Here is a 7,185-nt window from a genome sequence, read left to right as displayed (position 1 = left end):
AGCCGTCTGGAAGTATAGTTTTTATTTGCCTGTCCTTCTCGTCGTATTCGTAAGCTGTATATAGAGCTGTCATTTTTGGCACGGATTCAAGAAGCGGCTGAATGTCTCCTTGTATAAATTCCGTCATACCTTCCTTTACGGTTCTTCCTTTTTCATCATATTCCACGGCTCCACTTGCATTCCAGCCTTCTACTCCGTTGACAAAGCCGGTCTTTGCAGTTCGGACGGCTCGACCAAGACCATCAATTTGAAGTACAGTCTGAATTATGCTGTCATCATCCGCGTCAAATGTTACTTTATTGTTTGTTACGGCATACCATAATTCATACTTTCCAGAAGAATCATTGTTCGGTGTATTGTATTCATAACTTACCGCAGGAGTTGTACCCGTGTTGTAAGCAGTCCATATACTTACAATTCGTTGCCAGTCGTCATATTCATAGCTTAGTTTGTTTCCGTTGCAGTCGGCCTCAGATTTTTTTGTCTGTGTCACCTCATCATACTCAATAAAGCTTGTATAAGTATCTGTGTCATTTCCTCTTTGAGTAATTTCTTTGACAAACATGTGTTCAACACCATCATAAATATAACTCAATGTTGCGCCACGACTGTCAGAGACAGTTTGTATATTTCCGTAATCGTCATAGGTAAGCTTGTTTGTTGAACGGCATGATTCATTATTTGCCCAATACTGGCTAAGTTCTGTAAGCTGTCCTTTTTCATTATAGTTACCTGTACGAAGACGAAGAGGATTGGTTTCTCCGTTTTTGCCATAAACAATGATTTTAATAGGTAACCCAGTGATATATTGACTATTTGTATCAATATTTTTGTATATTATTTCTCCGGTTAAACTTTCAGAATCTCCAAAATCCTGTATTACCTTTGTACAGTTTCCGTAGACTAAATCATAAGAATATTTTGTTGCAGAGTATATATAATTTCCATCTCCTGATGATTTTTCATAAGTTTTTGTTTCTTCTAACTTAGGTATTGCATAAGGAGCATCTTCCAATGTTGTAATACTTTCTGAAAGCAATGCGCCGTCAGCAGTCTTTACCGCACTTGAGTTTACACAGCCTTTGGAATAATACTCATGGTTGTAATAAACATCTTCCTGACAGTTGCCGTCTGCAAAAGTTGTTTTTACAGTTCTAAATCCGTAGAATTCTTTTTTCTGTCTGTCATAATAGCCGTCTTCATATTCATAAACAGTAGTTACAGAATGATTTCCGTGTTTTATCTCAGGAACAGTTTCGTTACAACCATCATTCATTGTAACTTTGCTTAGAACATATTTAAAGTTTGGATTCTTTGTTGTTCCATATTGCTCTGCATATTCCAGCCGGACATTTCCTCCTTGAGGCAGATTAATTCCTGTAAGCTGCCCATACCGACCGCTAATATTGCGTTTCCAGTATGTACAATAGCCAGGAATGCGAAGAACATGGTCTGCAAGACCGTCGCCGTCCAAGTCCATCATAGAAACATTTACGCAGTTTATCGATGAGGAGCCAGAAAGTCCGTTTCCGCCTGAACAAGTCATATTAATGGAAATACCAGCTATAGGAATTTTTATAGGGAATGTAAAGCTCACTCCAACATTATCACTCATGGACAGAGAAACAGTAGAAGAAAACTCCATGTTATCAATGTCATCAATCGCAAAAGGATTGCAGACAGGCAACGCATTTACAAGTCCTTCCGTTAATGGACCTATAAGCGGCTGGTTACCAAAAAGTCCAAGGTCAAAGTTTGCATCTTTTCCTGTTTGAAGATACGATTGTTCTGTACTATTTACATTCCATGATGGCAGTAAAATATCATCTGCCTGTACAAACGAATTTCCTGTATTATAAAATACAGCAATTGAGCCACTCCTTTGTACAAGTTTGTCGGCAAGTCCATCGCCGTTAATATCCAGATACATAGTTTCTGAAGTGTTTGATGAAACGCTGTAGCTTAATCCTGTACCCAGACTTACGCCAGTTTTCAGCGATTCACCTCTTGATGAAGATTTTCTTATGTTGGCATTTACGGCAGCACTGCTTAAAGAAGATGTATTCATGCTGCCGGCATTTACAGTAACTAAACTTGAGGTAGAAAATTTCTTTCCCTGATTCAATGATACAGATGAACCATTAAAATAATCTGGCAGACCGTCACCATTTATATCCATAAAGCCGCTGCCTACAGAAGAGCTTCCAGTTACAACAGTACAGCCAGCACCTCCGCTTACAGATGGTGATGGGGTAGCTCCAATTACTTTTCCATTTTTTGATATTGTCAATGACACTGAACCATTTGGAGAAATAGAAGCTCCTTTTACATCTGTCTTAGAGCAAGTGGAGTTTATATGCATGCCCGAAATGGTGTAACTGCTTCCATAACCAATACCATCGCTAGTCTTTTGGCCGGGAATAACCTTTATTCCAGAGCCTGTTTCCTGAATTATGTCCGGGATTGAATCGCCGTTTATATCCATAACAGTCTGGGTAAGTTTACCGTTGCTTGTGTTGGTGCCCGTATTGCCACTGATGCCGCCCAAATGCTGCTGATTTATTTCTTGAAGTTTTCCTAGTAATTCATCCCCATTTTCAAGTATAGAAATCTTTGGTATTGACAGCTCTGCGTTAGCTCCAAAAGTAGTGTCATTTCCTTCGTTCCTTGACATGCGTACATTAGGAAAGACAAAGCTGGAAGATTTTGAATCAGAACCCTTAATGCCTTCTATATTATAAAATGTATTTCCGCCAACTCTGCCTGCATGTATGTAATCACCCTGTATGAACGGGAAATAATATTGGATAACCATTATATAGTTACCTTCTTCATCTTCTTCCCTCAGACTGCTCATGCTTACTTGACCAATAAGAGCATTCTCTACATCATTTTTATTTGCAGCATATTCTTTCTTAACAGGATAAATCTCAGAATCAGAAATTACTGTGTTAAAGACAGGTAGGTAGAAAGGCTGCTCCTCATTTGTTCCTTTTTTTAAGGCAGCTTCTTCTTTGCTCATGTCTTTTAATTTTTCTTTGTCATAATCATATTTTGTATGATCTTTTGCAGCAAAAATTGATTCTATGCTTTTTCCATTAAAAGCAGTTTTTCCGTTTATCCATATACCAAAGAACCAGTTTGAATTTCCTGCAAAAAGTTTTTCCTGACGCTCGACCTGTATAACAGCATCTTCATCTTGATTCTTTTCTTCATACAAAACTTTTTCTTCCGCATGGACTATTCCGCTCCAAGCACTTGAAGAATCCCAAGATGTTTGCCCTGGAGAATATTTTTCTTCTGTAATTGAAATTGCGCCTGATACAATTCTTCGGCTGCTAAATTTTGAATTATCATCAAGTTTGTATAATCCACTTTCATCATGTCTTATGAAAACTTGTACTAAACAATATTTCCCAAATCCATGATTGTTACATTTTTCAATAATTTTACTTTCATCATCTTTTCTTGTTGGCGTGTCATCATCTGTTATGTCCGCTATATATAAATCTTTTAGATTGTATTCATCATTATCTGATTTTTCATAATATGAAAACTCATTTTTTATTATTGTATTAAACTTTACATCAGCAAGAATACCAGAAGCATCTATAAGATTCTGACCGACCAGGTTCTGTTTTTTTGTATATACAGTAATTTGCTTTTTCTCTTCCTCTTCTATAATTTCTTTTACTGTCTTATCATAAACAAGTTCAAGAAATCTTTTCTGCTGGTTTGTATTCATTCCAAAAGCTTCTAGGCATTCATAGGCATCATCTTCAAGCTTTTCATTCCAGTTCCAGTAACTATCATTAATCGATTCATAGAGAATAGTATATTCGTCAACAATTAACTGTAATTCTTCCTTTGAAAGGTTCAAGGCTTTCGGCTTAAAATCCGTAAGATTATAGATTATTTTTTCATTATCTGATGTATGCACAAGAGTGACAATAAAAACTGTCTCTCCTTTGTTTTCACCATCTTGCTTTTCAAATTGCGCTGTAAAATCCTGTTGTTCGATATTGTCAAAGAAAACTTTTCCATTTTTTATAGATGCAGTCAGAAGTTTGCCATCATAGTCGCCAAGGATAATTACATTTCCGTTTTCTAACTGGGTTCCAGTTATATCTGAACCTCTTCTGGCATCTATTGAAGTTACTTCAGATTTCTGTTCATAGATGATTCCATTTTTATCGTATACTGCATCAATATCAAAAAGTCTGTAATTATTCCAGGAGTCAATCAAAACTTCTTTTTGTCCCAAAGTATTATAAAGCAAGTCAAAAAGCTTAATGTCATTGTTATCACGAATGATATAAATTTTATTCGTCAGATCATGGATAAAGCAGGCAGCAAAACGCTCATATATTATTTTCTCAGTTAATTCTTCGTTAGCATCATCCGTAAAAAATCTTTTGTTGATTATTGTATTTGTTTTAGAAGAAAAACTTTCAAGTATTTTATCAAACTGATTCTCTGTAAAAGCTCCGGGCAAAAATCTTCCCTGGCTAACCAACTGAGAATATGTTTCTTTATCTGTTGAATTTTGCCATGTTTCCTTTAGTACATAAACAGGGCAATATATATTATTCCCATTTACACCTGATTGGGTTTCTGTAGTTGTATTGTATATTGGGCTTAATGCTTCCGGCAATATCTGATTGGCTATCCTTTGTTCAGGGAAAAAAATAGGAACTTTTAAAGGTGTTTTATATGATTTTATATCAGTATAATCAATCTTAATATTATAGTTTACATCAGAATTTAATGGTTCATCTGTTTCTGTGATAAAATACAGATTTTCATCTTTTATTACACTAAGCGAGGCATTTATTTTTTCAGAAGATTTTGTCCCCGACACAATGCTTTCCAACGAACTGACAGAAGTTTCCGAGTTTCCTTTATAGACATGAGCTTTGACAGAATTTGCTAAATCAAAACTTCCTGCAGCTGAAAAATCTTGCGTAATGCTTACCATGCCGTCATATTGCGATTTCCATTGCCTGAATGGTGTCTGATTCTTGTATTGTTCCTTATACGCCTTTACTTCATCTGCTGTAAGTTTTTTTATGTTGTCCTCAACTACTATGCTGTTCTTACTATCATATAATTCCTGTATAAAACTGACATTTCCATTTTTAGAAGTATTTTTGAGGTAATAATTTTTCCCGGAAAGTATGATGTCCGTTTTCCTGTCGCCATTCACGTCATTTAGCGCAACGGTAGAATTTGAAGTTGTTGTTTGACTTACGTCAGAATATGTTGCTCCAAGTCCAGATACGAAAGATTTTTTTAATCCACCACCACCATAAATATTCCAGCCTATAGAAAGATTCTGTGAATTTTCGTCATCTAATTTTATTTTTTCCAAAGGAATGCTTTTTTCTTCTTCAGAAAATCCATTCTTTTGATTTAGTCTGTAGTATAATGTTCCGCCCTTAACCCTTATATAATCAGGGCTTCCGTCTCCGTCTATATCTGAAAGCATGCTCTCAGTTTCACTGTTTGAATTTGAAAAGCTGCCCTGCGCTCCGCCGGTAAGCCTAGCATCTACTGTTCCGCTGAGTTCACCAACTCCGACACCTGCGCTTGTATTAAAACTTCCGCCGCCGCTGGTTGATTTACCGGTTTTTATAGCCGTTCCGTTATGCCATACTTCTGCGTTGGCGAAATACTTTACCTTTCCGTTTTCATATTCAGGTTCGTTATACTCAAATGTGTAAGCATAACTTTCATCTGCATTGTTGCTCACTGTAAGCGCCGTAAGCATCTTCTCTTTTGCAAGCCCGTCTTTGTATGTAAACGCATAGGTACGGATTGCAGCAGTATCGCTGCCATAATGCGTGGTAATGCCTGTTAAAAGTTTCTTGCAAGCTACAATCTGTTTTGAACGTGCATCAATCCTTACATCCTGTCTTGATTCTGCTCCGTCATTATCGTAGTGAAACTTGATGTTATAGTTTCCCTTTTCATTTTTATAGCCTGTATAATATATGGCTGTCGGATAAACATAATTATATGTATTTTTATTCTGTATCTCATTAAATTTGTTGTATTCAAAAACAACTGTATTATTGTTTACATCTTCAATTTTAGTGAGATTCCATGTAAATACTTCGTTTCCACTGCCGGTGCAAGATTCAGAAGTATTAGCGTAAATTCTTTTTGTTCCATTCTTGTCCGTAACTTCCCAGTGGTCATTGTTCGTTCCCGCTCCGTAACGAATTATACGGGAAAAAGCGGATTCTTTTTGCGGCTTGTATGTAATTTTAGTTCCCTGCCTGCTTTCCTCCGCAAGAAGAATCCCGTCAAGCATGTATGTGTCGCGGGTGTCATAGTTCGGGAGACCAAACCTTATATCCGTAGTAATTGAGCTTCCATAGCTCACGTCAAAGCCCTTTCCCATGATTCCGTTGCCGCCACCAGAGGAGTAGCTTACTGAAATCTGCGGCTGCATGCCTTTGCGTCCTGCTGGAACTGCAAGCTCAAAGCTGAAAGAAGCGTCTCCCATGTTGCTTGCTTTTGGAGGATTAAACTTTATAAGATGAGAATCCGGTTTTGCGGCTTCGAGATTCTTTATTGAATTTAAGTTCACATCCACAGGACTTGCGCTTTCCGGCATTGTGAGGGTTGCGTTTATCATGTCCGTAAAGTGGGTTGAAAGCGAGCGGACTTTGTGATTTTTCTTGTCCACTTCAAGACGCTCAAGTTTTATCCAGCTTTTCTTCTGTGTGTCATAAAAATATGTATAAAGCTCATCAAGACTTTGCGGTTTTGCATTGAGTTCCGAGCTGTAAGGCAGTGTAATTGTTACGTCCTTCTTAAACTTAGTTCCGGCAGGCAGGAATCTGTAACCGCCGGAATGTGGAATTGCGTTGCAAAGAGACTCTCCTGTATCTTCTACTTTTAAAAGGCGGGTAATGCTTATCCTGGTGTCTTTCCTTAAAGCCCCTTCTGGAATTTCTATGGAAGCCTCGCCTAAAGTTACAGTTCCGCCTTCCTCTGCAGAAATCAGGACTTCCGATTTTTCTTCTCTTACAGAAACCGTTCTTTTTGCTTCTGTATCGCTCGTTGCAGATTCAGCAAAAAGTGGCAACGGGCTCATAACAGAAATGTATGAAACCATCATTACTATGGCTACAATTCTTTTACAAAAACTTACTTCCATTGTTTTTTCTGAAATTC

General features: G+C 37.4%; 1 protein-coding gene. It reads right to left on the bottom strand.

All coding sequences use genetic code 11. From position 1 onward, the window contains the following. Positions 1–6,694 (bottom strand): toxin TcdB middle/N-terminal domain-containing protein (locus Q0N70_RS01495; RefSeq protein ID WP_294012745.1); only part of this gene is annotated, 6,694 nt, incomplete at its 3' end. Between the last annotated feature and the right edge of the window lie 491 nt (positions 6,695–7,185).

This window comes from uncultured Treponema sp., from assembly GCF_945873775.1.
GTDB lineage: Bacteria > Spirochaetota > Spirochaetia > Treponematales > Treponemataceae > Treponema_D.
The sequence above is the reverse complement of the archived record's forward strand: the minus strand, read 5'-3'. Positions and strand labels throughout refer to the sequence as shown.